Here is a 1140-nt window from a genome sequence, read left to right on the forward strand (position 1 = left end):
CAACCCATAAACCGAGCCGGAAAATCCAATCTTCAAAAGCACAATTAGTCTCAAATCATTCGACGACGGACAGGTTGGAACCGCGACCGGCGAAAGCGCTTCAGGCTTCACCGGTTCCATGGGCTTAGCCGGAGTGCTGCTATTGAATGGGATTGCACTTTTACGGGCTAGGTTTTGTTTAAACTCAGCCATACGTAGTGCTGTATCATTTTTCTTTTTCATTGCATGGCCTCAATTTTAGACAGTGTTTCCAGTGCTTGCTCTAAGTCAACTTGAATGTGGCGTTTCGTCAATGGATTGATAGCCTCGTCAAGTTCCTTAAAGTATAGGTTCCCTTGATCCAATGTTTCAAAGCTGTTGCGGCTTGGAATGAAGAAGTCTGCTAGCATCGGCTCATTGAAGATCATCGTAAGGACTTCTCTTTGCTTAGCCGTTAGTTGCTTGCTGTCGCTCCAGTCGTTCAAGACTAATGCCCCTGCCCCGATTGAACCGCCGTCAGCTTCAAAGGCTGCTTTTGCTTTTTTATATAATTCCAGTGTGACAAGCTGTGATTCATATTCTTTAAGCGTTGGCCGAAATGGAATGATAATTTTGTCGGCCACTGAGATAACGGATGTGACAAACTCATGGTGCAAGCCTGCCGTATCAATCAGAACATAATCACAGTCCATTTCAATAGCACGGTTGAAAGCGGCTTCTAGTTGTTCATCGGTCTTGGCTTCATGGGATGCGAAGCGAGCCGCTAAGTCTGGATATTTTGAAACAACTTTTTCATGAAATTTGAGAGACGACTTTTGCTCGTCTGTTTCAATCAGCATCACTTTAGTATCGCTTGATTTTGCAAGCGCTGCATTAACAAGAATTGACGCAATCGTTGATTTTCCTACGCCACCTTTTTGGCCGACCAGTGCGATTGAAAGCATTTCAAGACCTCATTGTTATTATCTACCAAGCACTAAGTTCAAAGTTAGAAGCACTCAGTATTTAGTTTTTAGTTTATGCGGTTAGTTATTAGGATTTAGTAATCAGTGTGCATTTTTAAGTTTCAAGCATAAAGTTTGCAGATTTAGGCTCAGGACTCATTGATCCAGCCAGAATATGACGGTTGCTGCAATGCAGATAGCGGACATGAAGGTGTGC

The 1140-nt window shown here is 43.2% G+C and carries 2 protein-coding genes; both read right to left on the reverse strand.

Going from position 1 to position 1140, the window contains the following annotated elements; genetic code table 11:
• On the reverse strand, window positions 1-222 hold a 222-nt coding region (locus tag HBA93_RS17785), incomplete at its 3' end, for a hypothetical protein (protein WP_221724176.1).
• Window positions 219-923 carry a ParA family protein gene (locus HBA93_RS17790; RefSeq protein ID WP_221724177.1) on the reverse strand — a complete coding sequence of 235 codons (705 nt, stop codon included), beginning with the start codon at window positions 921-923 and terminating at the stop codon, window positions 219-221. The genes HBA93_RS17790 and HBA93_RS17785, both read right to left, overlap by 4 nt.
• Window positions 924-1140: the final 217 nt, after the last annotated feature.

Source organism: Ochrobactrum sp. SFR4 (assembly GCF_019730395.1).
Classification (GTDB): Bacteria; Pseudomonadota; Alphaproteobacteria; order Rhizobiales; family Rhizobiaceae; genus Pseudochrobactrum.

Excerpts from the sequence above, each read along its gene's own strand:
- HBA93_RS17790 (WP_221724177.1), bottom strand. The coding sequence starts at position 923 with ATGCTTTCAATCGCACTGGTCGGCCAAAAAGGTGGCGTAGGAAAATCA.